The following is a 24,521-nucleotide window of genomic DNA, read 5'->3' as shown; positions in this document are numbered from 1 at the left end:
CATCTGATGGCAAGAGGCCCGAAGGTCCCCCTCTTTGGTCCGAAGACGTTATGCGGTATTAGCTACCGTTTCCAGTAGTTATCCCCCTCCATCAGGCAGTTTCCCAGACATTACTCACCCGTCCGCCGCTCGTCACCCAGGAGCAAGCTCCCTGTGCTACCGCCCGACTTGCATGTGTTAGGCCTGCCGCCAGCGTTCAATCTGAGCCATGATCAAACTCTTCAATTAAAAGCTTGATTTGCTTCAACCCGTGAAGCGATGCTCAAAGATTACATTCACATAATTCACTAATGAATTACTGTCTGGTCACTCTTCAAGACTTGATATTTTTTTGTACCCGAAGGTACTGAGATATCAATCCTGCGAGTGCCCACACAGATTGTCTGATAAATTGTTAAAGAGCAGTGCAATCAGCGGCTAAGCCTGCTGTTGCGAGGTGGCGTATATTACGCTTTCCTCTTTCAGAGTCAACCCTGAATTTCAGGATTTTTTCTCTTTATCGACCGGTTGTTTGTGAAGTGATTCACATGTTCCGTGTCGATGGAGGCGCATTATAGGGATCCCGTTTTATTGCACAAGCATTTTTTCGATCTTTTCTCTCAAGTGTTTAGTTTTCACCCTTTCCGATGAGATCCTGTCCGTTCTGCCTCCTTTATAGCGGTTTACCTGCTTGCTAATGGTCAAAAAAGCAGCCAGAGTTTACCTACGCAATAAATTCCCAGAGGTTGTTATGACAGCTGTATTACGTCCGTTTCAGAAAATCTTCCCTAAAATCGGCCTGCGCGTGATGGTTGATCCTTCCAGCGTTGTGATTGGCGACGTCCGTTTGGCTGACGATGTCAGCATCTGGCCATTAGTCGCTATTCGCGGAGACGTTAACTATGTTGCTATTGGCGCACGCACAAACATTCAGGATGGTTGCGTTCTGCACGTTACGCACAAATCTTCATATAACCCGGAAGGCAACCCACTTATCGTGGGCGAGGATGTCACTGTCGGGCATAAGGTTATGCTTCACGGCTGCACTATAGGAAATCGCGTGCTGGTAGGAATGGGATCGATTCTGCTGGATGGAGTCGTCGTAGAAAATGATGTCATGATTGGGGCTGGCAGCCTGGTCCCGCAGAACAAGCGACTGGAAAGCGGCTATTTGTATCTTGGAAGTCCAGTTAAACAAATCCGCCCGTTGAAAGGGGCGGAGCTTGAAGGACTCAAGTACTCCGCTAATAACTATGTACGCTGGAAAGATGAGTACCTGGCTCAGGATAACCAGAACCAGCCTTGATCGCCTTCTTGCTCATCAAGGATCAAATCCTGCACTTCCTCTTCCAGATCCCAGCGATGAGCCCGAAATAGCTCAAGCCATTTATTTACTCCGTCGCCACCGTAACGGCTGGCGACAGTTTTCCCGCTAATGGCGCACGTTATCTGGAAACCGTTGACTAACGCCGGAAAGCAAATCGCATTATGCCGCTCATCCCATTCTTCGCGATCGGGAAACTGGATCGCTTGATTCACTTCGCTATTTCCTGCTGAAGCTTTTCTATTACCGGCTCAACGCTCGGAAGCACACCATGCCACAACAGGAAAGCATGCGCCGCCTGGCCCACCAGCATTCCTAACCCATCTGCATAATGTTGAACGCCGTGCTGCTTGCTCCAGCTAAGGAAAGGCGTAAGGCCTGCCTGATAGTACATGTCATAGCAGCGTACGTTATGCGACAGCAAAGCAGATGGGATTAACGGGATATCACCACCGACGCCGCTGGACGTTGCATTAATGATTAAATCAAATTCATGTCCATCCAGCTTTTGTTGCTCGATCGCCTGAACGCTGCCGGTATGGCTAAACAGCTTTGCCAGCTCTTCTGCGCGGGTAAAAGTACGGTTCGTGATCGTTACCGCGCAGTCCAGAGATAAAAGAGGAAGCAGTACGCCTCTGGCCGCTCCGCCAGCGCCTAATAACAGAATACGATCGCCGGGTTTTACAAGCGACAAACGTTCCAGATCGCTAAGTAAACCAATACCGTCGGTGTTATCGCCCAGCAGGCGCCCGTCCTCCAGACGCTTCAAAGTATTCACCGCGCCGGCCAACGCAGCCCGCTCGGTTAGCTCATCCGAGCGGGCAAATGCCTGCTCTTTAAACGGCATGGTGATGTTCGCGCCTCGCCCACCAGCATTAAAGAACAATTCCAGGGTTTCCAGGAAAGCGTCCATGGGAGCAAGAACCCGTCCATAGGGATGATCAATATTCAGTTGTTCAGCAAACATTTTATGGATTTGCGGCGACTTACTGTGTTGAATCGGGTTACCGAAAACGGCGAAGGTGTCCATCATTTTACCCCTGGCGGAAGAGCTCGCCGGTTAAGGCGTCACGAATTTCTGAAGGATTTTGCCGCCCACCGGTTTCGCCATGCAGCACCGGAAAATCATCGCCAAATTGCTGTAACACTTCTTCGGCGGTACGGCATGGCGGCAAGCCGGACAGGTTTGCGCTCGTTGAGACAAGCGGCTTGCCGTATTGCTGGCAAAGTGCTTTTACCAGCGGATGGTCCGTAACCCTGACGGCCAGTGAATCAAAGCGTCCAGTAAGCCAGCGTGGGGTGGAAGGCAATGCCGGGAAAACAAATGTTACCGGGCCAGGCCAGCAGGAAAATACCGCCTTACGTTGTGCGGCGGTTAACGCATGCTCATCTATATAAGGCGTGAGTTGTTCAAAAGTTGCCGCGATCAGGATAAGACCTTTATCTACCGGGCGCTGTTTTAGCTCGAGCAAACGTGAAACCGCAAGCTCGCTATCAGGATCGCAACCGACGCCAAAAACAGCTTCGGTTGGATAAGCGATAACATTGTTATTTTTCAGGACAGCAACGATTTTCGCAAGCTGTCCTTGTTGCAGGCTGTTGTTCACAATCTTATTCCGCCGCGATGGGCTTTCCACATTGTTTGCTGGCACACAGGCGTTTTATCCCCTGTGCCGTTTTCTTTTCAATTAATAACGGATAATGGCATTCAGGACAAACTCCAGCGACGGGTTTGAAATTGATGACAAACTGGCAATCAGGATAACGGTCACACGACCAGAAGGTTTTGCCATATCGCGAACGACGCTGAACTAGCTGCCCCTGCTGACATTGTGGACAGGTTATAGCCGTTTCATCTGGTTTATCGATCACTTCAGTATGTTCACAGCCCGGATAGTTACTGCATCCGATGAACATGCCAAACCGCCCCTGCCGCAGTACAAGCGTCGCGTCGCATTCGGGACACTGCTGCCCTTCGAGCACTTTGACGATATGTCCGTCTGACTGGCCTTTTAAAGGACGTACATAATCGCATTCCGGGTAATGAGAACACCCAAGGAAAGGGCCGTTCTTACCGGAACGAATAACTAACTCTGCCCCGCATTGGGGGCAGGGTTCATTTTTAGGCACCGTGAAAAGTGCTGATTTGGTCATAACATCTCTTGCTGCACAAAATTTTAATGCAGCATACCTTCATTTACTTCGAAGAGTAATTCTTCCATCTGTTGATAAGCGTTTTCGCAACCTGGGATGTTGAACAGCACCATCAGCACCACCCATTTTAAGTCTTCCAGCTCAAACTCGGCGGTATCCAGCGCCAGCACACGTTCAATCACCATTTCACGGGTTTCGAGGTTTAGCACCTGAATCTGCTCAAGGAAGAGTAAAAATCCCCGGCAACTGGCATCCAGACGCAGGCTTTCTTCTTCCGTGTAGATACGCATTGAAAGCGGATCGGCAGCTAATTGCATCGGCTCGGTGAGCCCATCCTGATAATCAGCCAGCTTTTCCAGCCATACCAACGCGTTATAAATGTCTTCGCGATCAAAACCGGCATCGGTGAGATCGTGCGTCAATTTATCTTGATCAACACGCATTTCCGCTTCGTTATGGATGTAGGTTTCAAATAAGTACATTAGTACGTCGAACATGGCATGCCCTCCTCAATCGGACATAGCCGCCGGGTACAGCTGCGATCCATCCTGCTAACTCCAGTTCGAGCAGTTGGGCTACCGTCTCTGGCACAGGTTGGCCGGCACGTTCAGCGACGACGTCAACAGGTGTAACCTCATCTCCTACGTTAGCCAACAGCTCGGGAAATGGCAATGTGTGTTCCCCTTCATCGCGTGAATATATTAAGGTTTTGTGCGGCAAGGGAAGCCATTGCAATTCGCTTTCCAGGTACTCGAGGATATCTGACGGATGACTTACCAGCGTAGCGCCCTGTTTTATCAACCAATGCGGCCCTTCACTGCCCGGATTACCTACCGGCCCGGGTAGCGCGAACACTTCCCTTCCCTGTTCAATAGCGTATCTTGCGGTAACCAGCGAACCACTTCGTTCAGAGGCTTCGACAACAAAAACGGCCCGGCTTAAGCCACTTATAATGCGATTACGGCGCGGAAAATTGCCGGGCCACGGAGTCGTCGTTAAAGGGAATTCGGAAACAACAGTCCCGCCATTTTCCAGAATATTACGAGCAAGATGCCTGTGGCGTTTGGGATAAATATCCGCAAGCCCATTTCCTAGTACGGCGATAGTTTTGCCATGAACCTGCAATGCCGCCCGATGTGCGACGGCATCGATGCCTAACGCCAGACCGCTGGTTATTGTCAGCCCAGCAGTCGCCAGCGGTTCGCAGAACATGCGGCACCATCTTTCGCCATACAGGGAGAGATTACGGCTGCCAACCACGGCTAATTGGTTGCTCGAAAGAAGCCCGACGTTCCCGGCAACAAATAACGCCGCAGGAAAATAATCTATAGAACGGAGTTGCTTCGGATAGTGTGGGCTATTCGCAGTCAGGAGATGATGATCCGATTGTTCAAGCCAGAGATAAGCAGCCTCCAGGTCCCGCTCGCTAAAACGATTAAACTGCGCGATCTGCCGGGAGCATAACCCTACTTTTGCAAGAGATGCAGGAGCGCAATCAGAACCAGATTCCAGTAAATGAGCAATTTCCAGCGTCTTATCACCGCTCAGGCTATTGACCGCCATCAGGCGTAACCAAATCTCCGTTGGTAACACAGTTTCTCCCTGCCATAAGCTATAAAAGCAATCCTTGCGATTGGTCACTGATGCTGTCAATCAGGGGGGGTTTTGTCTAGAATAGAAGGAATAATCCTTTCATCAATTGAACACAGCTCTGGATATTTATGGCAGTTTTGCAAGTGTTACATATTCCGGACGAGCGACTTCGCAAAGTCGCTACGCCGGTCAAAGAAGTGAATGCGGAAATTCAACGTATCGTTGATGATATGTTCGACACCATGTATGACGAAGAAGGTATCGGCCTTGCGGCGACTCAGGTCGATATCCATCAGCGTATTATCGTTATTGATGTTTCCGAAAATCGCGACGAGCAGCTGGTGCTGATCAACCCTGAACTACTGGAAAAAAGCGGCGAAACCGGAATTGAAGAGGGCTGCCTTTCAATTCCGGAACAGCGTGCCCTGGTGCCACGCGCTGAGAAAGTGAAAATTCGTGCGCTGGATCGTGAAGGTAAGCCTTACGAACTTGAAGCAGATGGCCTGCTGGCAATCTGCATCCAGCATGAAATGGATCACCTGGTCGGTAAGCTGTTTATCGATTATCTGTCGCCACTAAAACAACAGCGTATTCGTCAGAAAGTTGAAAAACTCGACCGTTTGAAAGCGAAAGCTTAAGGACAGAAATCAACGTGTCAGATTCACTGCGTATTATTTTCGCCGGAACTCCCGATTTTGCAGCGCGTCATCTTGATGCGCTGTTGTCTTCTCAGCATCAGGTTGTCGGTGTTTTCACACAGCCTGACCGCCCGGCTGGTCGCGGCAAGAAGCTTATGCCAAGCCCGGTAAAAGTACTGGCTTGCGAAAAAGAGATCCCTGTATTCCAACCGGCATCATTGCGCCCTGTAGAAAACCAGCAGCTGATTGCCGATTTAAATGCGGACGTGATGGTTGTTGTAGCTTACGGACTGATTCTCCCAAAAGCCGTGCTCGATATGCCACGCCTCGGCTGCATTAATGTGCATGGCTCATTGCTTCCACGCTGGCGCGGAGCTGCGCCTATTCAGCGTTCTTTATGGGCGGGCGATGCGCAAACAGGCGTCACCATCATGCAAATGGACGTTGGGCTGGACACAGGCGATATGCTTTATAAGCTTGCCTGCGACATTACTCCGCAAGATACCAGCGCAACACTTTACGACAGGCTTGCCGAGCTTGGTCCGCAAGGTTTGCTGGAAACGTTAAGCCAGTTAGCCGCAGGCACCGCTCAGCCAGAAGTTCAGGACGAAGCGCTGGTGACTTACGCTGAGAAGCTCAGCAAAGAAGAGGCACGCATCGACTGGTCGCTTGGCGCATTTCAGTTGGAGCGTTGCATTCGCGCATTCAATCCGTGGCCAATGAGCTGGTTAGAAATTGATGGGCAGCCAGTCAAAGTCTGGCGAGCGACAGCCATCAATGAACAAACCCGTGCAGCGCCGGGTACTATCCTGGAAGCCAGCAAACATGGCATTCAGGTCGCGACCGCGGAAGGCGTTTTAAATCTGGAAGAGCTGCAACCTGCGGGTAAAAAAGCGATGACAGCGCAGGATCTGTTGAATTCGCGTCGTGAATGGTTCGAGCCAGGCGCCCTTCTCGCCTGAGACAATAAATATCTTACGCCCGGGAAAATTCCTGGGCATTTTTGTTTTTAAGCGCCGGAAAACAGAGCGTGGCTATGAAAAAATCCTTAAATCTTCGCAGTCTGGCAGCCCAGACCATTGAGCAGGTTGTCGAAAAAGGGCAATCGCTCAGCAATGTGTTGCCGCCAATGCAACAAAAGGTCGCTGATAAAGATAAAGCGCTACTTCAGGAGCTGTGCTTTGGCGTATTACGTACGCTGCCACAGCTAGAATGGCTGGTGGGTAAACTGATGTCCCGCCCAATGACGGGCAAACAGCGCACCATCCACTACCTCATTATGGTGGGTTTTTATCAACTGCTTTATACCCGCATCCCGGCGCACGCAGCTCTGGCAGAAACAGTTGAGGGTGCCGTTGCCATCAAGCGTCAGAATCTGAAAGGGCTAATCAACGGCGTCCTGCGTCAGTTCCAGCGCCAACAGGAAGAGCTGATGGCCGAAGCAGCCAAACATGAAAGCCGTTTCCTTCATCCTTCCTGGCTTATACAACGAATTAAAAAAGCCTGGCCGGATAGATGGCAAAGCATTCTTGAGGCCAATAACCAACGACCGCCGATGTGGCTTCGTGTTAACCGACAGCATCATTCTCGTGATGAATGGCTGAAGCTGCTGAAAGAAGCCGGGCTGGAAGGGCATTCTCATCTGCAATATCGCGATGCCGTGCGTCTTGATACACCTGCGCCCGTTCATGCCTTGCCGGGTTTCGATCAGGGTTGGGTGACCGTTCAGGACGCCTCGGCTCAGGGCTGCGTTGATCTGCTGGATCCAAAAGATGGCGAGTCGATCCTGGATTTGTGTGCGGCTCCCGGCGGAAAAACCACGCATATTCTGGAAGCAGCACCAGCGGCTAAAGTTATGGCGGTGGATGTTGATCCACAACGCCTCAAACGCGTGCATGAAAATCTTCAGCGCCTTGGTATGAGCGCCGAAGTGAAGCAAGGCGACGGCCGTTTCCCTTCGCAATGGTGCGGTAAACAGCAGTTCGACCGAATTTTGCTTGATGCTCCGTGTTCAGCTACTGGCGTAATCCGTCGTCATCCCGATATTAAATGGCTTCGCCGAGACAGGGATATAGCCGAACTGGCTGAGCTGCAAAAAGAGATACTCGACGCCGTCTGGCCGCATCTGAAAATGGGCGGCACGCTGCTTTATGCAACCTGTTCCATTCTCCCCGAAGAGAATAGCCTCCAGGTTGCTGGTTTCCTCTCACGCCATCCGGAAGCAAAGCTGGTGGAGACCGGCACGCCAGAGCAACCCGGCATTCAGAATTTGCCGGCGGAGCAAGAAGGTGACGGCTTCTTTTACGCTAAGCTTATTAAAATCTGACTCAGGCTCACTGAGTCGTCAGTTTCATCATAATGAAGCTATAAAAAATGAAAATAATCATTCTGGGCGCCGGCCAGGTTGGCGGTACCCTGGCAGAAAACCTGGCGGGTGAAAACAACGACATAACCGTTGTGGACACGAATCAGGATCGCCTGCGCAGCCTGCAGGATAAGTTTGATCTCCGTGTTGTTCAGGGACACGGTTCACATCCACGCGTTTTGCGTGAAGCCGGGGCAGATGATGCCGATATGCTTGTGGCTGTCACCAGCTCCGATGAAACAAATATGATCGCCTGCCAGGTAGCATATTCCCTGTTTAATACGCCGAACCGTATAGCGCGTATCCGTGCGCCTGATTATGTTCGCGATGCAGAACGCCTGTTCAATGCCGAAGCCGTCCCTATCGATCACCTTATCGCACCTGAACAACTGGTTATCGATAACATCTATCGTCTTATTGAATATCCTGGCGCGCTGCAGGTGGTCAACTTCGCTGAGGGCAAAGTTAGCCTGGCTGTAGTCAAAGCCTATTACGGCGGGCCGCTGGTGGGGAATGCACTGTCGGCAATGCGTGAGCATATGCCGCACATTGAAACGCGTGTTGCTGCGATTTTCCGTCATGACCATCCTATTCGCCCACAAGGATCAACCATTGTGGAAGCGGGCGACGAAGTCTTCTTTATTGCGGCATCTCAGCATATCCGCGCGGTGATGAGCGAACTGCAAAGGCTCGAAAAGCCATACAAGCGAATCATGCTCGTTGGCGGCGGTAATATTGGTGCGGGCCTGGCACAACGGCTTGAAAAAGATTACAGCGTTAAGCTTATTGAACGCGATCCTCAGCGAGCGGCTGAATTGGCCGAGATGCTGCAAAATACCATCGTCTTCTATGGTGACGCCTCCGATCAGGAGCTGCTGGCCGAAGAGCACATTGAACAGGTTGATCTGTTTATTGCCGTCACCAACGATGATGAAGCGAACATTATGTCTGCGATGCTTGCAAAGCGAATGGGTGCCAAAAAGGTGATGGTGTTGATCCAGCGTCGCGCCTACGTCGATTTGGTTCAGGGCAGCGTCATCGATATTGCAATATCCCCCCAGCAGGCAACAATTTCGGCCCTTTTAGGCCACGTGCGTAAGGCTGATATCGTTGGGGTTTCTTCTTTACGCCGTGGCGTTGCGGAAGCCATCGAAGCCGTGGCGCATGGTGACGAAAGCACATCCAGGGTTGTTGGACGGGTGATTGATGAAATTAAGCTACCGCCGGGTACCATCATTGGCGCAGTCGTTCGTGGTAACGATGTCATGATTGCTAATGATAACCTGCGTATTGAACAAGGCGATCACGTCATTATGTTCCTGACAGATAAGAAATTTGTTAGTGACGTTGAACGTCTGTTCCAGCCAAGCCCATTCTTCCTCTAATGCTATATGGGCAGATAATCATGCTGCCCATTTATTCCTTTCACAAAGGAAACCATTCTAAAAATAAGGGCTTAGCGGGAAATTCTTATTTCTCGCTGTAATGGCAATCGAGTCATCCTTTGTTAGACTTATTAGCGTCAGCCAGTACAAGGAGATAAAAATGAGTATGTTAAAAGAATTCCGCGAATTTGCGATGCGCGGAAATGTTGTTGATTTGGCAGTGGGTGTAATTATTGGCGCCGCTTTCGGGAAAATTGTTTCTTCACTGGTGGCGGATATCATTATGCCGCCGCTTGGGTTGCTGATTGGTGGTGTTGATTTTAAACAGTTCGCTCTCACGTTAAGACCTGCAGTAGGCGACATTCCTGCTGTGGTCATGCATTACGGCGTGTTTATTCAGAATATTTTTGATTTCCTGATTGTTGCTTTTGCAATTTTCATGGCGATCAAAGTGATCAATAAGCTCAATCGTAAGAAAAAAGAAGAACCAGAAGCACCACCTGCTCCAACTAAAGAAGAAGTTTTACTGAGTGAAATTCGCGATCTGCTCAAACAGCAGAATGAACGGATCTAATACTGTGCTTTAAAAGCAGAAGGCCAGTGGTAAAAAAGCGATTTGCTTGTTTGCCACTGGCCTCCCAGTTACCCCGTTTGCCATGTTTTGCATTACGCTGATAACTTCCTTTTCCTTTCTTGCTCTTCTCAACTCTTTGGCGAAATAGCGGGTCGTGTAATAAAGCCTCAATGGCATTATCCTTGATAACCCCTTTCTTGTGCTGATAGTGGCTCATAAAAACTCCGGTTTGATTAAAATAACGGCGCGATTCTATGCCCGTAAATACTATACTGCAATAACTATTTTGTATTGCTCGCACCTTGCTCCAGCGCTTCGAGAATGGAGCAATAAACACTGCTGTGCGCGCTACCGCAGCAAGCATCATTCAGTCGTTGCAGCGACTTACGCATGTGCTCAAGTTCGCTAATTTTTGACTCAACCTCCCGCAAACGGCTTTGAACAATGCCTTTTGACTCCTGACAGGTGTGATGTTCAGGATCGATTCGAATCGATAATAGTTCACGTATAGTTTCAAGCGTGAAGCCGAGCTGCTTGGCATAACGAATAAACTTCAGACGCTGAAGGTCGGTTTTGCTGTAGAGCCGGAATCCTCCCTCAGTTCTTTCCTCATGTTCCATCATTTGCTGCTTTTCGTAATAACGAATGGTATCAGGCGTAACATCTGCCAGTTTGGCCAGTTCTCCAATACGATACATAACCTATTTCTCCACTTTATGAATCAGCTTATTCGCATATTCCCCATGCAGGAAATCGGTGCTTAAACCCGCCTGGCGTAGCTTCAATTCAAGCAGAGTAAATTTTTTACTGAGCGCATGGTAGTCCGGATGCTCATGGTTGATGGATTTAAGCAGGTCCTGAAGTTCAAGGGCATCTTTACGGTGCTGAATTTCAGGTGGCAAACAACCTGCATTCTTCAGGAGCCGGTAAGCACTTCGTAATTCTGCAGGAACAGAGGAATCATCTTCAAGAACAAGCGGTTCACCTGCACCGGGAAGATTTTCAAATTCACCTTTACGCTGAGCATCAACGATATGGCGTTCAGCCCACCGATCGATTAACCACATAAGCATTAAATATCTGGAAGGGAATAAAACAAGAATACGACGGAAGCATGCGGGAAAGGAAATTACAGATATAAAAAAACCGGGCAAGCCCGGTTTTTTTACGTTACTGCAGATTACTCTGCAGCAGCTTCTGTTTGAGACTCGGCGCGATCAACCAGCTCGATGTAAGCCATCGGAGCGTTATCACCAGCACGGAAGCCACACTTCAGAATACGAGTGTAACCACCTGTACGGCTCGCAAAACGCGGACCCAGTTCATTAAACAGTTTTGCCACGATCTCGTTATCACGAGTGCGGGCGAATGCCAGACGACGATTAGCAACGCTATCAGTCTTGGCAAGAGTAATCAGCGGCTCAACTACGCGACGCAGCTCTTTCGCTTTAGGCAGGGTCGTCTTGATGATCTCATGACGAACCAGTGAACCTGCCATATTGCGGAACATAGCCTGGCGATGGCTGCTGTTGCGGTTCAGTTGACGACCACTCTTACGATGGCGCATGACCTTATCCTTCTCAGTAAAACCTTAACCTGTGATCCGGTTACTCGTCAGCGATGCTTGCCGGTGGCCAGTTTTCCAGGCGCATGCCCAGAGACAGTCCACGGGAAGCCAGCACGTCTTTAATCTCAGTAAGAGATTTTTTACCAAGGTTAGGCGTTTTAAGCAGCTCAACCTCAGTACGCTGTACCAGATCACCGATATAGTGGATAGCTTCTGCCTTAAGGCAGTTAGCAGAGCGGACAGTCAATTCCAGATCGTCAACAGGGCGCAGCAAGATCGGATCGAATTCTGGTTTCTCTTCTTTAACTTCCGGCTGACGTACATCACGTAGGTCAACGAAAGCTTCAAGTTGTTCAGCCAGAATGGTTGCCGCACGACGAATCGCCTCTTCAGGATCGATTGTGCCGTTGGTTTCCATTTCGATGACCAGCTTGTCCAGATCGGTACGCTGCTCAACACGTGCTGCTTCAACATTGTAGGCAATACGCTCTACAGGGCTGTAACAGGCGTCGACCAGCAGACGGCCGATTGGGCGCTCATCTTCTTCCGAATGAATTCGGGCAGAGGCCGGCACATAACCGCGACCGCGCTGAACTTTGATACGCATACTAATAGATGCGTTCTCATCGGTCAGGTGGCAGATCACATGCTGCGGCTTGACGATTTCGACATCACCATCATGAGTGATGTCGGCTGCAGTCACAGGGCCAATGCCAGATTTATTCAGGGTAAGAATAACCTCATCTTTGCCTTGAACTCTCACCGCCAGCCCTTTCAGGTTGAGCAGGATTTCCAGGATATCTTCCTGAACGCCTTCTTTGGTGCTGTACTCATGTAGTACACCATCAATCTCAACCTCAGTCACCGCGCAACCCGGCATAGACGAAAGCAGAATACGGCGCAGTGCGTTACCAAGAGTATGGCCAAAGCCACGCTCTAAAGGCTCAAGGGTCACCTTGGCGTGCGTCGAACTCACTTGCTCGATATCTACCAGGCGCGGTTTTAGAAACTCTGTCACAGAACCCTGCATTGTGTCCTCTCTTTGGTACTAAGCTTTACTTGGAGTAAAGCTCGACGATCAGGTGTTCGTTAATGTCCGCAGACAGATCGGTACGCTCAGGCTTACGCTTGAACACACCTTCCATCTTGGCAGCATCAACTTCCAGCCAGGTTGGCTTTTCACGCTGTTCAGCCAGCTCCAGAGCGGCCTTCACGCGAGATTGCTTTTTGGCTTTCTCACGGATGCTGACTACGTCATTCGGAGTTACCTGATAAGAAGCGATGTTAACAACGCGACCATTTACCATTACTGACTTGTGGCTAACCAGCTGACGTGCTTCTGCACGAGTAGCGCCAAAGCCCATACGGTAAACAACGTTATCCAGACGACCTTCCAGCAGAGCCAACAGGTTTTCACCGGTGTTGCCTTTCAGACGAGCTGCTTCTTTATAGTAGTTACGGAACTGACGCTCCAGCACACCGTAGATACGGCGAACTTTTTGCTTTTCACGCAACTGCACACCATAGTCAGACAGACGCGGTTTACGCGCACCGTGCTGGCCAGGAGCTTGTTCAATTTTACACTTGGTATCGATCGCGCGAACGCCAGACTTAAGGAATAAGTCTGTGCCCTCACGACGGCTCAGCTTGAGCTTAGGACCCAAATATCTTGCCATTTTCTTTCTCCAACATTCCTAAAAAAACGGGCGTTATACGCGACGTTTTTTCGGCGGACGACAACCGTTGTGAGGGATCGGAGTCACATCAGTAATATTAGTGATGCGGAAACCAGCGGCGTTCAGAGCACGAATAGTAGATTCGCGACCCGGACCCGGTCCCTTAACCATAACTTCCAGGTTCTTGATACCGTATTCTTTCACGGCTTCTGCGCAACGCTCTGCTGCAACCTGAGCTGCGAACGGAGTAGATTTGCGAGAACCACGGAAACCGGAACCACCGGCAGTTGCCCAACCCAAAGCGTTACCCTGACGATCGGTAATAGTAACGATTGTGTTGTTGAAAGAAGCATGGACATGAGCCACGCCGTCAGAGACTTGTTTTCTTACACGCTTACGTGCACGAACTGGTGCCTTTGCCATTATTCAATCACCCCGATTATTTCTTGATCGGTTTGCGCGGACCCTTACGGGTACGGGCGTTGGTCTTGGTACGCTGACCGCGTACTGGAAGACCACGACGATGACGCAAACCGCGATAGCAACCAAGGTCCATCAGACGCTTGATGCTCATGCTCACTTCACGGCGCAGATCACCTTCAACGACAAATTTGGCAACTTCGTCACGCAGCGTGTCGATTTGTTCTTCAGACAGCTCACTGATCTTAACATCTTCAGCGATACCCGCAGAGGCACAAATGGCCTTAGAGCGAGTCTTGCCGACACCGTAAATCGAAGTCAATGCGATTACGGCATGTTTCTGATCAGGAATGTTAATGCCTGCTATACGGGCCACTATGCACTCCTACTATTTAGATTATGCGTCCCATACCGAAAAGCCCGTTTTCAGGATACTCAAATGGAAACGCATAGACATACAAAAGATTGGCTGGCTAATCTAGCCAGCTCAACCCAACTTTGCAAGAAAAATATGCGAGATAATCAGCCTTGACGCTGTTTATGCTTCGGCTCGGCGCTGCAAATCACGCGAATAACACCGTCACGCTTAACGATTTTGCAGTTACGACATAATTTCTTGACGGAAGCACGAACTTTCATTTTTACTCTCCGTAACTTCTCAAGCGACGATTAACGGCCGTAGCCTTTCAGGTTCGCTTTCTTCAATGCAGACTCATACTGACTAGACATCATCAGAGTTTGCACTTGAGCCATAAAGTCCATGATGACCACGACGACAATAAGCAGTGAGGTCCCACCAAAGTAGAACGGCACTTTCATCGCATCACGCATGAACTCCGGGATTAGGCAGATAAAGGTAATGTAGAGCGCACCAACCAAAGTCAGGCGTGTCATTACTTTATCAATATACTTCGCCGTTTGTTCTCCCGGACGAATTCCTGGTACAAATGCACCGGACTTCTTCAGGTTATCTGCTGTTTCACGCGGGTTGAAAACCAACGCCGTATAGAAGAAACAGAAGAAGATGATTGCAGACGCATAGAGTAACACATAAAGCGGTTGCCCAGGCTGCAAATACAGCGAAATTGTTGTCAGCCAGTTCCAACCGGTACCGCCCCCGAACCATGACGCGATGGTCGCCGGGAACAGAATAATACTGGAAGCAAAGATCGCCGGGATAACCCCTGCCATGTTCACTTTCAGCGGTAAATGCGTGCTCTGCGCAGCATAGACACGACGACCCTGTTGACGTTTCGCGTAGTTTACCACAATGCGGCGTTGGCCACGCTCAACAAAAACAACGAAGAAGGTCACTGCGAATACTAATACTGCAACCAACAGCAACAGGAGGAAGTGCAGGTCGCCTTGCCGCGCTTGTTCGATAGTATGGCCAATGGCCGGCGGTAAACCCGCAACAATACCAGCGAAGATTATGATTGAAATACCGTTGCCGATACCACGTTCAGTAATCTGTTCGCCAAGCCACATCAGGAACATAGTCCCGGTGACAAGACTCACAACAGCGGTGAAATAGAATGCAAAGCTTGGGTTTAATACCAAGCCCTGCATACCAGGCATATTCGGCAAACCGGTAGCAATACCGATAGACTGGAATATTGCCAACACCAGAGTACCGTAACGGGTGTACTGGCTGATCTTACGACGACCAGATTCCCCTTCTTTCTTTAACTCTGCTAACGCTGGATGAACCACCGTTAGCAGCTGGATAATGATCGATGCCGAGATGTACGGCATGATACCCAATGCAAAGATAGAAGCACGGCTGAGAGCACCACCAGAGAACATGTTAAACATTTCAATGATAGTGCCTCGCTGTTGTTCAAGCAGTTTGGCAAGTACAGCGGCATCAATACCAGGGATCGGAATAAAAGAGCCAATGCGGAACACAATCAGCGCACCGATAACAAACATCAGTCTGCGTTTCAGCTCGCCAAGCCCACCTTTAGCACTTTGAAAATCTAATCCCGGTTGCTTTGCCATCTGCTACTTATTCCTCGATTTTACCGCCAGCAGCTTCGATAGCAGCACGAGCGCCTTTGGTGACACGCAGGCCGCTAACAGTTACCGGACGAGAAACCTCGCCAGACAGAATCACTTTCGCGAACTCAATCTGAATACCGATAATGTTTGCTGCTTTCAGCGTGTTCAGGTCAACTACGTCGCCTTCAACTTTCGCCAGATCTGACAGACGAATCTCTGCGGTGATCATTGCTTTGCGAGAGGTGAAACCGAATTTCGGCAGACGACGGTACAACGGCATCTGACCACCTTCGAACCCACGACGTACGCCACCGCCAGAACGAGAGTTCTGACCTTTGTGGCCACGACCGCCGGTTTTACCGAGGCCAGAACCGATACCGCGACCCAGACGCTTGGAAGCGTGCTTAGACCCTTCGGCTGGAGACAGAGTATTTAAACGCATCTCTTACTCCTCAACTTTAACCATGTAGGAAACCGCGTTGACCATACCACGTACAGCAGCAGTATCTTCGCGCTCTACAGTGTGGCCAATACGACGCAGACCCAGGCCAAGCAGCGTTGCCTTGTGCTTAGGCAGACGACCGATTGCACTGCGGGTTTGTGTAATTTTAATAGTCTTTGCCATGGTCAATTACCCCAGAATTTCTTCAACGGATTTACCACGCTTGGCAGCGACCATTTCCGGAGACTTCATATTCGCCAGGCCATCAATAGTTGCACGAACCACGTTAATCGGGTTGGTGGAACCATATGCTTTAGCCAGAACGTTATGTACTCCAGCGACTTCCAGAACGGCGCGCATTGCACCACCGGCGATGATACCGGTACCTTCGGAAGCCGGCTGCATGAACACACGAGAACCTGTGTGCACACCTTTAACAGGGTGCTGCAGGGTGCCGTGGTTCAGCGCGACGTTAATCATATTGCGACGGGCTTTTTCCATCGCTTTCTGGATCGCTGCTGGAACTTCACGCGCTTTACCGTAACCAAAACCAATGCGACCGTTACCATCACCAACCACTGTCAGAGCAGTGAAGGAGAAAATACGACCACCTTTAACGGTTTTAGATACGCGATTTACCGCGATCAGCTTTTCCTGCAGTTCGCCAGCTTGTTTTTCGATGTGAGCCATCTTACACCTCTACCTTAGAACTGAAGGCCAGCATCACGGGCAGCATCTGCCAGTGCCTGGACACGACCATGATATTGGAAACCAGCACGGTCAAAAGCAACAACAGTGATGCCTTTTTCCAGTGCACGCTCTGCAACAACTTTACCCACAGCTGCAGCGGCGTCTCTGTTTCCAGTGTACTTCAGTGGCTCAGCGATAGCTTTCTCTACAGTAGATGCAGCTACCAGGACTTCTGAACCGTTTGGTGCGATAACCTGTGCGTAAATATGACGCGGGGTACGATGTACCACCAGACGAGTCGCACCCAGTTCTTTAAGCTTGTGACGTGCGCGGGTCGCACGACGGATACGAGCAGATTTCTTATCCATAGTGTTACCTTACTTCTTCTTAGCCTCTTTGGTACGCACGACTTCGTCGGCGTAACGAACACCCTTGCCTTTATATGGCTCAGGACGACGGTAGGCACGCAGGTCAGCAGCTACTTGGCCGATCATCTGTTTATCAGCGCCTTTCAGCACGATTTCAGTTTGAGTCGGACATTCAGCAGTGATACCCGCCGGCAGCTTATGCTCAACAGGGTGAGAGAAGCCCAGGGCTAAATTCACCACGTCGCCTTTAACAGCCGCACGATAACCTACACCAACCAGCTGCAGCTTCTTAGTGAAGCCTTCGGTAACACCGACAACCATTGCATTTAATAACGCACGAGTGGTACCCGCCTGGGCCCACGCGTTTGCAAAGCCTTCGCGCGGAGCGAAAGTCAGAGCATTATCAGCGTGATTAACTTCAACAGCATCGTTGATAGTACGAGTCAGCTCGCCGTTCTTACCTTTGATCGAAATAACCTGACCGTTGAGTTTTACCTCTACGCCAGCAGGAATAACGACCGGTGCTTTAGCAACACGAGACATTTTATTCCTCCAATTAGGCTACGTAGCAGATAATTTCGCCACCAAGACCAGCCTGGCGCGCTGCACGATCAGTCATAACACCTTTAGAGGTAGAAACGACAGCAATACCCATACCGGCCATAACTTTAGGCAGCTCATCTTTTTTCTTATAGATGCGCAGACCTGGGCGGCTGATTCGCTGAATGCTCTCTACCACAGCCTTGCCCTGGAAATACTTAAGAGTCAGTTCCAGTTCAGGCTTAGTGTCGCCTTCAATTTTAAAATCTTCGATATAGCCTTCTTCTTTCAGCACGTTGGCAATTGCCAATTTCAGCTTGGAGGAAGGCATGGTGACCGCAACTTTATTCGCGGCTTGACCGTTACGGATACGGGTCAGCATATCCGCGATCGGATCTTGCATGCTCATCTGTCTTTACTCCCGTGATTCAATTGGTGACAATTACCAGCTAGCCTTCTTAAGACCCGGAATTTCACCGCGCATAGCGGCTTCACGGACCTTAATACGGCTCAACCCGAACTTCCGCAGGAAAGCGTGCGGACGACCAGTTTGACGGCAGCGGTTACGCTGACGAGACGGGCTGGAATCACGCGGCAGGGACTGCAGCTTAAGAACTGCATCCCAACGTTCTTCGTCGGATGAGTTCACACCAGAGATAATAGCTTTCAATTCCTCGCGTTTAGCGCGGTATTTGTCAGCCAGTTTTACGCGAACGACTTCGCGTGCTTTCATGGATTGCTTAGCCATTAGTAACCCTACCTTACTTGCGGAATGGGAAGTTAAAGGCAGCCAGCAGAGCACGGCCTTCATCATCAGATTTCGCAGTAGTGGTAATGGTAATATCCAAACCACGAACGCGATCGACTTTGTCGTAGTCGATTTCTGGGAAGATGATCTGCTCACGGACACCCATGCTGTAGTTACCACGGCCATCGAATGACTTAGCGGACAAGCCACGGAAGTCACGAATACGCGGTACAGCAATGGTGATCAGGCGCTCAAGGAACTCCCACATGCGTTCGCCACGCAGAGTTACTTTACAGCCGATCGGATAGCCCTGACGGATTTTGAAGCCTGCAACAGATTTGCGTGCTTTGGTGATCAACGGCTTTTGACCGGAGATTGCTGTCAGATCGGCTGCTGCGTTATCCAGCAGTTTCTTGTCAGCGATCGCTTCACCAACACCCATATTCAGGGTGATCTTCTCGACCCGAGGGACTTGCATGACAGAATTGTAGCTAAACTCAGTCATGAGTTTTTTAACTACTTCGTCTTTGTAGTAATCATGCAGTTTCGCCATCGTACTACTCCAAATTACTTGATAGTTTCGCTGTTAGACTTGAAGAAACGGACTTTTTTGCCGTCTTCGAATCTAAAGCCTACACGGTCAGCCTTGCCGGTTGCCGCATTGAAGAGCGCAACGTTAGAAACCTGAATTGCAGCTTCTTTTTCAACGATGCCACCTGGTTGGTTCAGGGCCGGAACCGGCTTCTGATGTTTCTTAACCAGGTTGATACCTTCAACGATGAGCTTGCCGGAAGACAAGACATTCTTAACTTTACCGCGTTTACCTTTATCTTTACCGGTTAACACGATAACTTCGTCATCACGACGGATTTTCGCTGCCATGATTCGCTCCTTAGAGTACTTCTGGTGCCAGAGAGATAATTTTCATGAACTTCTCATTACGCAGTTCACGAGTTACCGGCCCAAAAATACGCGTGCCGATTGGCTGCTCGCTGTTATTGTTTAAAATAACGCATGCATTACCATCGAAGCGAATGACAGAACCGTCCGGGCGACGAACACCCTTCTTGGTGCGCACCACTACCGCTTTCAGCACATCGCCTTTCTTCACCTTACCGCGAGGAATTGCTTCCTTGATGGTAATTTTGATGATGTCGCCGACGCCTGCGTAGCGACGGTGCGAGCCACCCAGAACCTTGATACACATTACGCGACGCGCGCCGGAGTTGTCGGCCACGGTCAGCATAGTCTGTTCTTGGATCATTTCAGTGCTCCGCTAATGTCAACTACTACTTCGGGACCTAATATTTAGGTCGTAAAAAGCCCCATAAACGAGGGCGCGGCATTATAACACCGGTTCCTGAATATGGGTAGAAAAAATAAACGGCCCACTACTGAGCCGTTTATTTGTATTGAGAAGGCTTACTGTATTACAGAACCGCTTTCTCTACAACGCGAACCAGCGTCCAGGACTTAGTCTTGGACAGTGGACGGCATTCGCGGATTTCAACCACGTCGCCGATACCACATTCGTTGTTCTCGTCATGTACGTGCAGTTTAGTCGTACGCTTGATGAATTTACCGTAAATCGGGTGTTTCACAAAACGTTCGATGGCAACAACAATGGATTTCTCCATTTTATCGCTGACAACGCGACCTTGCAGAGTACGGATTTTATCGGTCATTACGCACCCGCCTTCTGAGTCAATAAAGTCTTAACACGCGCAACATCACGACGCACTTGCTTCAGCAAGTGGGTCTGTTGCAGCTGGCCACTGGCAGCTTGCATACGCAGGTTGAACTGCTCGCGCAGCAGGTTCAGCAGCTCGGTGTTCAGCTCTTCAACGCTCTTTTCACGCAGCTCTTTTGCTTTCATTACATCACCGTCTTAGTTACAAAGGTGGTTTTGATCGGCAGTTTCGCTGCTGCCAGCTTGAATGCTTCACGGGCCAGCTCTTCAGGCACACCGTCCATTTCGTACAGGACTTTACCTGGCTGAATCAAGGCAACCCAATACTCCACGTTACCTTTACCTTTACCCATACGCACTTCAAGCGGCTTTTCAGTAATAGGTTTGTCTGGGAACACACGGATCCAGATTTTACCCTGACGCTTAACTGCACGGGTCATTGCACGACGTGCTGCTTCGATCTGACGTGCAGTCAGACGACCACGGCCAACAGCTTTCAGACCGAAAGTGCCGAAGCTAACATCCGTACCGGCAGCCAGACCACGGTTGCGGCCTTTGTGCACTTTACGGAATTTTGTACGCTTTGGTTGTAACATCAGCGACTCTCCTTACTTACGGCCTTTACGCTGCTGCTTTTTAGGTTGCGCAGCCGGTTTTTCCGGTTGTTCAACAGCAGCCATCCCACCCAGGATCTCACCTTTGAAGATCCACACTTTAACGCCGATTACACCATAAGTGGTGTGCGCTTCAGAGGTGTTGTAGTCGATGTCAGCACGCAGTGTGTGCAACGGCACGCGACCTTCACGATACCATTCGGTACGTGCGATCTCGGCACCGCCCAGACGGCCGCTAACTTCAACTTTGATACCTTTAGCGCCAAGACGCATGGCATTCTGTACAGCACGCTTCATAGCACGACGGAACATAACACGACGTTCCAGCTGAGAAGTGATGCTGTCAGCAACCAGTTTTGCGTCCAGTTCAGGCTTACGAACTTCGGCGATATTGATCTGTGCAGGAACGCCAGCGATATCCGCTACGACCTTGCGCAGTTTTTCTACGTCTTCGCCTTTCTTACCGATAACGATGCCAGGACGAGCAGTGTGAATAGTCACACGAATGCTCTTAGCCGGACGCTCGATAACGATACGAGATACAGACGCCTTCGCCAGTTCCTTAGTCAGGTACTGACGAACTTTAAAATCGCTGTCCAGGTTGTCAGCGAATTCTTTGGTGTTCGCAAACCAGGTAGAGTTCCATGGTTTTACAATACCCAGGCGAATACCATTAGGATGTACTTTCTGACCCATTGCTAGTCTCCAGAGTCTCAGCGATCGGACACAACCACAGTAATGTGGCTGGTGCGCTTCAGGATGCGATCTGCACGACCTTTTGCACGAGGCATAATGCGCTTCATGCTAGGGCCTTCGTCTACGAAGATTTTCGCGACTTTCAGATCGTCAATGTCAGCGCCATCGTTGTGTTCAGCGTTAGCAATGGCAGATTCCAGTACTTTCTTAACCAATACAGCCGCTTTCTTATTGGTGTAGGTCAGAATATCCAGAGCCTGCGACACTTTCTTACCGCGAATCAGGTCAGCAACAAGGCGAACCTTCTGAGCAGAAGAACGAGCATGGCGATGTTGAGCTAAAGTTTCCATCTCTTCCTCCTACCTTATTTCTTCTTCGCTTTTTTATCAGCAGCGTGGCCGCGATAAGTACGAGTCGGTGCGAATTCACCCAGTTTGTGCCCGACCATTTCATCGGAAACAAATACTGGAACGTGCTGACGACCATTATGGACAGCGATGGTCAAACCGATCATGTTAGGAAAGATCGTTGAACGACGGGACCAAGTGCGCAGGGGCTTCTTGTCACCGCTTTCCACCGCTTTCTCTACCTTCTTCAGCAAGTGCAGGTCAATAAAAGGACCTTTCTTGAGAGAACGTGGCATGGCTTATCCTCTAAAATTATTTGCTACGGCGACGTACGATAAATTTATCAGTACGCTTGTTGCTGCGGGTCTTCTTACCTTTGGTCTGAACGCCCCACGGAGTTACCGGGTGCTTACCAAAGTTACGACCTTCACCACCACCATGTGGGTGATCGACTGGGTTCATCGCAGTACCGCGAACGGTAGGACGAACACCACGCCAGCGAGCAGCACCCGCTTTACCCAGAACGCGCAGCATATGCTCAGCATTGCCAACTTCGCCCAGTGTTGCGCGGCAGTCAGCTTCAACTTTACGCATTTCACCAGAACGCAGACGCAGGGTAACGTAAGCACCATCACGTGCAACGATCTGCACATAGGTACCTGCGGAACGTGCCAGCTGACCGCCTTTACCAGGTTTCATTTCTACGTTATGAACAGTAGAACCAACCGGGATGTTGCGCATCGGCAGGGTGTTACCAGCTTTGATTGCAGCATCAACGCCAGATTGAATCTGGTCGCCAGCTTTCAGGCCTTTAGGGGCCAGAATGTAACGGCGCTCGCCATCTTTGTACAGAACCAGTGCGATGTTCGCAGAACGGTTCGGATCGTACTCAAGACGTTCAACAATTGCCGGGATACCGTCTTTGTTGCGTTTGAAATCAACAATACGGTAAGCCTGCTTGTGACCACCACCGATGTGACGAGTAGTGATACGGCCATTGTTGTTGCGGCCACCGGATTTGCTGTTTTTTTCAACCAGCGGAGCAAAAGGTTTGCCCTTATGCAGCTCAGGGTTGACCACTTTAACTACGTGGCGACGACCCGGAGATGTCGGTTTACATTTAACAACTGCCATTGTCTTTCTCCTCCGACTTACTCAGCGCCGCCGACGAAGTCCAGATTCTGGCCTTCCTTCAGGGTGACGTAAGCTTTTTTCCAGTCGCTACGACGACCAACACGCTGTCCGTGACGTTTTGTTTTCCCTTTAACTACCAGGGTGTTCACGTCTTTAACTTCAACTTCGAACAGTTTCTGTACAGCAGCTACGATCTCTGCTTTGGTCGCGTCTTTGGCAACTTTGAGAACGATGGTATTGGTTTTTTCCATCGCCATAGATGCTTTTTCAGATACGTGCGGCGCGCGCAGTACTTTCAGCAGACGTTCTTCACGGATCATGCCAGCATCTCCTCAACTTGCTTAACTGCTTCAGCAGTCATAACGACTTTGTCGAAGGCGATCAGGCTAACTGGGTCGATAGCTGCTACATCGCGCACGTCAACCTTATGCAGGTTACGAGCGGCCAGGAACAGATTCTCATCCAGTTCGCCGGTGATGATCAGCACATCTTCCAGAGCCATGTCTTTCAGTTTCTGAGCAAGCAGCTTAGTTTTAGGCGCTTCAACAGAGAACTGTTCGACAACGATCAGACGATCCTGACGTACCAGTTCGGACAGAATGCTTTTCAGCGCGCCGCGGTACATCTTTTTGTTAACTTTTTGACTGTGGTCCTGCGGACGAGCAGCGAAGGTTACGCCACCGGAACGCCAGATCGGGCTCTTGATAGAACCTGAACGCGCACGGCCGGTACCTTTCTGGCGCCACGGTTTTTTACCGGAACCAGTTACTTCAGCACGGGTCTTCTGAGCACGAGTACCTTGACGGGCACCTGCTGCATAAGCAACAACAACCTGATGTACCAGCGCTTCGTTGAAATCACGACCGAAGGTAGTTTCGGAAACAGTCAGCGCGCTTTGCGCGTCTTTCAATACTAATTCCATTGCTATCCCCTTACGCCTTCACAGCTGGTTTAACGATCAGGTCGCTACCGGTTGCACCCGGAACTGCACCTTTAACCAGCAGCAGGTTGCGCTCAGCGTCAACGCGTACTACGTCCAGGCTCTGAACGGTTACGCGCTCGTTACCCAGTTGGCCTGCCATTTTCTTGCCTTTGAACACTTTGCCCGGAGTCTGGTTCTGACCGATAGAACCCGGAACGCGGTGAGACAAGGAGTTACCGTGAGTCGCGTCCTGGGTACGGAAGTTCCAGCGCTTAACGGTACCTGCGAAACCTTTACCTTTAGAGGTGCCAGTTACGTCAACTTTTTTAACTTCAGCAAACAGCTCAACGCTAATGTCCTGACCTACGGTGAACTCTTCGCCTTCAGCAAGACGGAATTCCCACAGACCACGGCCAGCTTCAACGCCAGCTTTAGCAAAGTGACCAGCTTCCGGCTTGGTTACACGGTTAGCTTTTTTAGCACCAGTGGTCACCTGAACAGCACGGTAGCCGTCGTTAGCCAGGTCTTTAACCTGAGTAACACGGTTTGCTTCTACTTCGATAACGGTTACTGGGATAGAGACGCCATCTTCAGTGAAGATACGGGTCATACCCACTTTTTTACCGACTAAACCAATCATTGTTTCAACCTCTC

42 protein-coding genes and 1 rRNA gene are annotated in these 24,521 nt (G+C 50.1%); 6 read left to right on the top strand and 37 right to left on the bottom strand.

Going from position 1 to position 24,521, the window contains the following annotated elements; all coding sequences use genetic code 11:
- A 16S ribosomal RNA gene (locus MUA00_RS17395) occupies positions 1-228 on the bottom strand; the annotation flags it as partial.
- 502 nt (positions 229-730) lie between these two features.
- Here MUA00_RS17395 and MUA00_RS17390 point away from each other — a divergent pair.
- Entirely contained in the window at positions 731-1,285 is a 555-nt protein-coding gene (locus tag MUA00_RS17390; protein WP_271124249.1) for a gamma carbonic anhydrase family protein, read from the top strand.
- Here the strand turns inward: MUA00_RS17390 and MUA00_RS17385 are convergent.
- From MUA00_RS17385 to dprA, 6 genes are read right to left on the bottom strand one after another with little or no spacing between them, the layout of a single operon-like run.
- Positions 1,261-1,518, bottom strand: a complete 258-nt coding sequence (locus MUA00_RS17385; RefSeq protein ID WP_271124248.1) for a DUF1488 family protein — start codon at positions 1,516-1,518, stop codon at positions 1,261-1,263. The genes MUA00_RS17390 and MUA00_RS17385 overlap by 25 nt on opposite strands.
- A complete protein-coding gene (gene aroE / locus MUA00_RS17380; RefSeq protein ID WP_271124262.1) occupies positions 1,515-2,333 on the bottom strand; it encodes a shikimate dehydrogenase in 819 nt (272 codons plus the stop codon). The genes MUA00_RS17385 and aroE overlap by 4 nt, the downstream gene beginning before the upstream one ends.
- A gap of 4 nt (positions 2,334-2,337) precedes the next feature.
- Positions 2,338-2,910, bottom strand: coding sequence for an L-threonylcarbamoyladenylate synthase type 1 TsaC (tsaC, locus tag MUA00_RS17375; protein ID WP_271124247.1), 573 nt, complete (start codon positions 2,908-2,910; stop codon positions 2,338-2,340).
- A gap of 4 nt (positions 2,911-2,914) precedes the next feature.
- Positions 2,915-3,457, bottom strand: a complete 543-nt coding sequence (locus tag MUA00_RS17370) for a DNA topoisomerase family protein (RefSeq protein WP_271124246.1) — start codon at positions 3,455-3,457, stop codon at positions 2,915-2,917.
- Positions 3,458-3,480: 23 nt separating this feature from the next.
- Positions 3,481-3,954: a DUF494 family protein Smg gene (gene smg / locus MUA00_RS17365; protein WP_271124245.1), complete on the bottom strand. Its 474-nt coding sequence runs from the start codon at positions 3,952-3,954 to the stop codon at positions 3,481-3,483.
- Complete coding sequence (dprA, locus tag MUA00_RS17360) at positions 3,926-5,050, bottom strand: DNA-protecting protein DprA (RefSeq protein ID WP_271124244.1); 1,125 nt, start codon at positions 5,048-5,050, stop codon at positions 3,926-3,928. The genes smg and dprA overlap by 29 nt, the downstream gene beginning before the upstream one ends.
- Positions 5,051-5,178: 128 nt before the next feature.
- Between dprA and def the strand changes: the two genes are divergently transcribed.
- The 5 genes from def (at position 5,179) to mscL (ending at position 10,012) form a co-directional block, all read left to right on the top strand.
- A complete protein-coding gene (gene def, locus MUA00_RS17355; protein ID WP_271124243.1) occupies positions 5,179-5,688 on the top strand; it encodes a peptide deformylase in 510 nt (169 codons plus the stop codon).
- A gap of 14 nt (positions 5,689-5,702) precedes the next feature.
- Positions 5,703-6,650, top strand: coding sequence for a methionyl-tRNA formyltransferase (gene fmt / locus MUA00_RS17350; RefSeq protein ID WP_271124242.1), 948 nt, complete (start codon positions 5,703-5,705; stop codon positions 6,648-6,650).
- Between the two features lie 74 nt (positions 6,651-6,724).
- On the top strand, positions 6,725-8,014 hold the full coding sequence (rsmB, locus tag MUA00_RS17345) for a 16S rRNA (cytosine(967)-C(5))-methyltransferase RsmB (protein WP_271124241.1): 1,290 nt from the start codon (positions 6,725-6,727) through the stop codon (positions 8,012-8,014).
- Positions 8,015-8,061: 47 nt separating this feature from the next.
- Positions 8,062-9,438, top strand: coding sequence for a Trk system potassium transporter TrkA (gene trkA, locus MUA00_RS17340; protein ID WP_271124240.1), 1,377 nt, complete (start codon positions 8,062-8,064; stop codon positions 9,436-9,438).
- A 160-nt stretch (positions 9,439-9,598) separates the two neighbouring features.
- Positions 9,599-10,012 (top strand): large-conductance mechanosensitive channel protein MscL, encoded by a 414-nt coding sequence (mscL, locus tag MUA00_RS17335; RefSeq protein ID WP_271124239.1) that lies wholly within the window; start codon positions 9,599-9,601, stop codon positions 10,010-10,012.
- On the opposite strand, the gene MUA00_RS17330 is transcribed toward mscL, so the two are convergent.
- The 30 genes from MUA00_RS17330 to rplC form a co-directional block, all read right to left on the bottom strand.
- Positions 9,987-10,229 carry an alternative ribosome-rescue factor A gene (locus tag MUA00_RS17330; protein ID WP_271124238.1) on the bottom strand — a complete coding sequence of 81 codons (243 nt, stop codon included), beginning with the start codon at positions 10,227-10,229 and terminating at the stop codon, positions 9,987-9,989. The two genes, mscL and MUA00_RS17330, sit on opposite strands and share 26 nt — an antisense overlap.
- A gap of 64 nt (positions 10,230-10,293) precedes the next feature.
- Entirely contained in the window at positions 10,294-10,710 is a 417-nt protein-coding gene (gene zntR, locus MUA00_RS17325; protein WP_271124237.1) for a Zn(2+)-responsive transcriptional regulator, read from the bottom strand.
- Between the two features lie 3 nt (positions 10,711-10,713).
- Complete coding sequence (locus MUA00_RS17320) at positions 10,714-11,079, bottom strand: DnaJ family domain-containing protein (RefSeq protein ID WP_271124236.1); 366 nt, start codon at positions 11,077-11,079, stop codon at positions 10,714-10,716.
- Positions 11,080-11,192: 113 nt separating this feature from the next.
- A complete protein-coding gene (gene rplQ, locus MUA00_RS17315) occupies positions 11,193-11,579 on the bottom strand; it encodes a 50S ribosomal protein L17 (RefSeq protein WP_039898879.1) in 387 nt (128 codons plus the stop codon).
- 40 nt (positions 11,580-11,619) lie between these two features.
- A complete protein-coding gene (locus MUA00_RS17310) occupies positions 11,620-12,609 on the bottom strand; it encodes a DNA-directed RNA polymerase subunit alpha (RefSeq protein WP_002438685.1) in 990 nt (329 codons plus the stop codon).
- Between the two features lie 25 nt (positions 12,610-12,634).
- Complete coding sequence (gene rpsD, locus MUA00_RS17305; RefSeq protein ID WP_202308084.1) at positions 12,635-13,255, bottom strand: 30S ribosomal protein S4; 621 nt, start codon at positions 13,253-13,255, stop codon at positions 12,635-12,637.
- Positions 13,256-13,288: 33 nt separating this feature from the next.
- Positions 13,289-13,678 (bottom strand): 30S ribosomal protein S11, encoded by a 390-nt coding sequence (rpsK, locus tag MUA00_RS17300; RefSeq protein WP_004138423.1) that lies wholly within the window; start codon positions 13,676-13,678, stop codon positions 13,289-13,291.
- Between the two features lie 16 nt (positions 13,679-13,694).
- Entirely contained in the window at positions 13,695-14,051 is a 357-nt protein-coding gene (gene rpsM, locus MUA00_RS17295) for a 30S ribosomal protein S13 (protein ID WP_121264456.1), read from the bottom strand.
- A gap of 146 nt (positions 14,052-14,197) precedes the next feature.
- Positions 14,198-14,314, bottom strand: coding sequence for a 50S ribosomal protein L36 (rpmJ, locus tag MUA00_RS17290; protein ID WP_000868187.1), 117 nt, complete (start codon positions 14,312-14,314; stop codon positions 14,198-14,200).
- A gap of 30 nt (positions 14,315-14,344) precedes the next feature.
- Complete coding sequence (secY, locus tag MUA00_RS17285; RefSeq protein ID WP_121264453.1) at positions 14,345-15,676, bottom strand: preprotein translocase subunit SecY; 1,332 nt, start codon at positions 15,674-15,676, stop codon at positions 14,345-14,347.
- A 7-nt stretch (positions 15,677-15,683) separates the two neighbouring features.
- Positions 15,684-16,118, bottom strand: a complete 435-nt coding sequence (rplO, locus tag MUA00_RS17280; RefSeq protein WP_167614996.1) for a 50S ribosomal protein L15 — start codon at positions 16,116-16,118, stop codon at positions 15,684-15,686.
- A 3-nt stretch (positions 16,119-16,121) separates the two neighbouring features.
- Positions 16,122-16,301, bottom strand: a complete 180-nt coding sequence (gene rpmD, locus MUA00_RS17275) for a 50S ribosomal protein L30 (RefSeq protein WP_202308070.1) — start codon at positions 16,299-16,301, stop codon at positions 16,122-16,124.
- Between the two features lie 6 nt (positions 16,302-16,307).
- On the bottom strand, positions 16,308-16,808 hold the full coding sequence (gene rpsE, locus MUA00_RS17270; RefSeq protein ID WP_121264447.1) for a 30S ribosomal protein S5: 501 nt from the start codon (positions 16,806-16,808) through the stop codon (positions 16,308-16,310).
- Positions 16,809-16,822: 14 nt separating this feature from the next.
- Positions 16,823-17,176: a 50S ribosomal protein L18 gene (gene rplR / locus MUA00_RS17265; RefSeq protein WP_271124235.1), complete on the bottom strand. Its 354-nt coding sequence runs from the start codon at positions 17,174-17,176 to the stop codon at positions 16,823-16,825.
- Between the two features lie 9 nt (positions 17,177-17,185).
- Entirely contained in the window at positions 17,186-17,719 is a 534-nt protein-coding gene (gene rplF / locus MUA00_RS17260) for a 50S ribosomal protein L6 (protein ID WP_121264441.1), read from the bottom strand.
- 13 nt (positions 17,720-17,732) lie between these two features.
- Positions 17,733-18,125: a 30S ribosomal protein S8 gene (rpsH, locus tag MUA00_RS17255; RefSeq protein WP_271124234.1), complete on the bottom strand. Its 393-nt coding sequence runs from the start codon at positions 18,123-18,125 to the stop codon at positions 17,733-17,735.
- A 33-nt stretch (positions 18,126-18,158) separates the two neighbouring features.
- Positions 18,159-18,464 (bottom strand): 30S ribosomal protein S14, encoded by a 306-nt coding sequence (gene rpsN / locus MUA00_RS17250; protein WP_121264437.1) that lies wholly within the window; start codon positions 18,462-18,464, stop codon positions 18,159-18,161.
- Positions 18,465-18,477: 13 nt separating this feature from the next.
- Positions 18,478-19,017, bottom strand: coding sequence for a 50S ribosomal protein L5 (gene rplE / locus MUA00_RS17245; protein ID WP_202308045.1), 540 nt, complete (start codon positions 19,015-19,017; stop codon positions 18,478-18,480).
- 14 nt (positions 19,018-19,031) lie between these two features.
- On the bottom strand, positions 19,032-19,346 hold the full coding sequence (gene rplX, locus MUA00_RS17240) for a 50S ribosomal protein L24 (protein WP_041142967.1): 315 nt from the start codon (positions 19,344-19,346) through the stop codon (positions 19,032-19,034).
- Between the two features lie 10 nt (positions 19,347-19,356).
- On the bottom strand, positions 19,357-19,728 hold the full coding sequence (gene rplN / locus MUA00_RS17235; RefSeq protein ID WP_008457164.1) for a 50S ribosomal protein L14: 372 nt from the start codon (positions 19,726-19,728) through the stop codon (positions 19,357-19,359).
- Positions 19,729-19,894: 166 nt separating this feature from the next.
- Positions 19,895-20,149, bottom strand: a complete 255-nt coding sequence (gene rpsQ, locus MUA00_RS17230) for a 30S ribosomal protein S17 (protein WP_000130100.1) — start codon at positions 20,147-20,149, stop codon at positions 19,895-19,897.
- Positions 20,149-20,340, bottom strand: coding sequence for a 50S ribosomal protein L29 (gene rpmC, locus MUA00_RS17225; protein ID WP_008457158.1), 192 nt, complete (start codon positions 20,338-20,340; stop codon positions 20,149-20,151). The genes rpsQ and rpmC overlap by 1 nt, the downstream gene beginning before the upstream one ends.
- The gene (rplP, locus tag MUA00_RS17220; protein ID WP_008927134.1) at positions 20,340-20,750 is read right to left on the bottom strand and encodes a 50S ribosomal protein L16; all 411 of its coding nucleotides are present in this window, start codon (positions 20,748-20,750) and stop codon (positions 20,340-20,342) included. The genes rpmC and rplP overlap by 1 nt, the downstream gene beginning before the upstream one ends.
- A gap of 12 nt (positions 20,751-20,762) precedes the next feature.
- On the bottom strand, positions 20,763-21,464 hold the full coding sequence (gene rpsC, locus MUA00_RS17215; RefSeq protein WP_000529945.1) for a 30S ribosomal protein S3: 702 nt from the start codon (positions 21,462-21,464) through the stop codon (positions 20,763-20,765).
- Between the two features lie 17 nt (positions 21,465-21,481).
- Positions 21,482-21,814, bottom strand: a complete 333-nt coding sequence (gene rplV, locus MUA00_RS17210) for a 50S ribosomal protein L22 (protein WP_002919773.1) — start codon at positions 21,812-21,814, stop codon at positions 21,482-21,484.
- 14 nt (positions 21,815-21,828) lie between these two features.
- Entirely contained in the window at positions 21,829-22,107 is a 279-nt protein-coding gene (gene rpsS / locus MUA00_RS17205; protein ID WP_001138115.1) for a 30S ribosomal protein S19, read from the bottom strand.
- Between the two features lie 16 nt (positions 22,108-22,123).
- The gene (gene rplB, locus MUA00_RS17200) at positions 22,124-22,945 is read right to left on the bottom strand and encodes a 50S ribosomal protein L2 (protein WP_042312092.1); all 822 of its coding nucleotides are present in this window, start codon (positions 22,943-22,945) and stop codon (positions 22,124-22,126) included.
- A 17-nt stretch (positions 22,946-22,962) separates the two neighbouring features.
- Entirely contained in the window at positions 22,963-23,265 is a 303-nt protein-coding gene (gene rplW, locus MUA00_RS17195; protein ID WP_271124233.1) for a 50S ribosomal protein L23, read from the bottom strand.
- Complete coding sequence (gene rplD / locus MUA00_RS17190) at positions 23,262-23,867, bottom strand: 50S ribosomal protein L4 (RefSeq protein WP_271124232.1); 606 nt, start codon at positions 23,865-23,867, stop codon at positions 23,262-23,264. Before rplD ends, rplW begins: the two co-directional genes overlap by 4 nt.
- A gap of 10 nt (positions 23,868-23,877) precedes the next feature.
- Positions 23,878-24,507, bottom strand: a complete 630-nt coding sequence (gene rplC / locus MUA00_RS17185; protein WP_016538466.1) for a 50S ribosomal protein L3 — start codon at positions 24,505-24,507, stop codon at positions 23,878-23,880.
- Positions 24,508-24,521: the final 14 nt, after the last annotated feature.

Origin of the sequence: Dryocola boscaweniae (assembly GCF_025215095.1) — a bacterium.
GTDB classification, from domain to species: domain Bacteria; phylum Pseudomonadota; class Gammaproteobacteria; order Enterobacterales; family Enterobacteriaceae; genus Dryocola; species Dryocola boscaweniae.
The sequence above is the reverse complement of the archived record's forward strand: the minus strand, read 5'-3'. Positions and strand labels throughout refer to the sequence as shown.